The organism is Kitasatospora sp. NPDC127035, from assembly GCF_042726075.1.
Taxonomy (GTDB): domain Bacteria; phylum Actinomycetota; class Actinomycetes; order Streptomycetales; family Streptomycetaceae; genus Kitasatospora.
The window spans coordinates 1-1,475 of the sequence record NZ_JBHXDN010000171.1; the positions used below are offsets into that span (position 1 = coordinate 1).

Below are 1,475 nucleotides of genomic sequence, written 5' to 3' on the forward strand. Positions count from 1 at the left end.
CGACGACCAGATCTGCACCAACGGCCCCGACCCCTCCGCCTGCGCCAAGGACAACCTCGTCCCCCGCATCGGCTTCTCCGGCACCCAGATGGGCGACGAGGTCGGCAAGCGCGCCGCCGAGGAATTCAAGAAGGCCGCCTGGAACCCCGCCGAAACCCGCACCATCTCCGCCTGGAAGCAGGACGTCACCGTCTGCGGCGACCGCGTCAAGGCCGCCAAGGAAGCCTTCGCCACCACCGCCCCCGGCGTCCAGAACATCGACGTCGCCACCGACAACACCCCCACCGGCGCCCAGGACAAGATCGCCGCCACCGTCACCGCCAACCCCGGCGTCAAGAACTGGGTCCTCTGGGGCTGCAACGACGAGAACGTCCAAGGCGGCGTCACCGCCCTGGAGAACGCCGGCATCGGCCCCGACCGCGTCATCGGCGTCGGCCTCGGCGCCTACCTCGCCTGCAAGAACTGGGGCTCCGGCAAGCCCTCCGGCATGAAGGCCGCACTCTTCATCAACGGCAAGGACGTCGGCGCACTCGCCGTCCAGACCATGTACGACAAGCTCAAGAACAGCAAGGACTTCCCCAAGGAAGCCTTCGCCCCCACCACCATGGTCGACACCACCACCTGGAAGACCGCCGGCGTCACCTGCACCTGACACCCCCCGGGAACGGCCGTCCGCGCCCCGGCCCCTTTGCCGCCGGGGCCGGAGGTGGCATCCCCCTTCCGTCGAACCGGCCCGTTGACACGGCACCGCCCCCGACGCGGTGCCTCCCGTTCGCCGGGCCCTCCGACCCTCCCGCCCGACCGAAGGCGACCATGATGAGCGAAGCTCACGTCACGAGTCCGAATCCCTACCCGCCCTCCGTTCCGCCGCCTGCGGGGACCGCCGGTGTGCACCAGGTCACCAAGCGGTTCGGCGCGGTACGGGCCCTGGGCGGAGTCACCCTCGACTTCCCCGCCGGCCAGATCACCGCCCTCATGGGCGAGAACGGCGCCGGCAAATCCACCCTCCTCAAAATCCTCACCGGCGACCACCAGCCGACGGAGGGTCATGTCGTCATCGACGGCCACCGCATCGACCTCGCCTCACCCGCCCAGGCCCGCACCGCCGGAATCCGCATCATCCCCCAGGAACCGGAGATCATCCCCCACGTCTCCGTCGCCGAAAACGTCTACGCCGGCGCCCTCCCCCGCAAAACCGGCCGACGCCTCGACCGCACCGAACTACACCGCCGCATCACGGCCGACCTGAAACGCCTCGGCTTCGACAAAGTCCTCGACCCCGACCTCCTCGGCTCCCAACTCACCCCCGCCCAACGCCAACTGGTGGAGATCCTGCGCGCACTCACCGGTGACGCGAAGGTGATCGCGTTCGACGAACCCACCTCCTCGCTGTCCGAACACGAAGTCGACGCCCTCTTCACCCTCATCCGCCGCCTACGCGACCAAGGCGTAGCCGTCGTCTACGTCTCGCACCG

General features: G+C 69.2%; 2 protein-coding genes. Both read left to right on the forward strand.

Features of this window, described 5'->3' with window-relative positions; all coding sequences use genetic code 11:
• Window positions 1–652 (forward strand): substrate-binding domain-containing protein (locus ACFWIC_RS41060; RefSeq protein ID WP_380522320.1); only part of this gene is annotated, 652 nt, incomplete at its 5' end.
• Window positions 653–888: 236 nt separating this feature from the next.
• Window positions 889–1,475: ATP-binding cassette domain-containing protein (locus ACFWIC_RS41065; RefSeq protein WP_380522322.1), on the forward strand; the 587-nt coding region annotated here is incomplete at its 3' end.